At 56.1% G+C, this 294-nt stretch carries 1 protein-coding gene; it reads left to right on the top strand.

The features are described 5' to 3' along the window. A partial coding sequence (locus AB1471_RS18920) for a hypothetical protein (RefSeq protein ID WP_367780964.1) occupies window positions 1-294 on the top strand: 294 nt, incomplete at both ends.

The following is a 294-nucleotide window of genomic DNA, read 5'->3' as shown; positions in this document are numbered from 1 at the left end:
AGGGGGGGAAAAGAGAGGGGAAGGGAGGGGGAAAGAGGGGAAGGGAAGAGAAAAGAAGGAGAAGGAAGGAGAAGAGGAGGAAAGGAAGAGGAGAGGAAAAAGGGGGGGGGGAGGAGGGGAAAGGGGAGGGGGAGGAGGAGGGAAGGGGAAGAAGGGGGGAGGGGGAAGGGAAAGAAGGAGGAAGAGAAAGGAAGAAGGAAGGAGGAAGAAAAAGAAGAAAAGAAAGGGGAAGGGGAGGAAGGAAAGGAGAAAGGGAGAAAGGAAAAGGAGAAAGGGGGGAGGGGAAGGGGGGAG

The sequence above is a fragment of the Jeotgalibacillus marinus genome (genome assembly GCF_040801915.1).
Lineage (GTDB): Bacteria > Bacillota > Bacilli > Bacillales > Jeotgalibacillaceae > Jeotgalibacillus > Jeotgalibacillus marinus.
The sequence above is the reverse complement of the archived record's forward strand: the minus strand, read 5'-3'. Positions and strand labels throughout refer to the sequence as shown.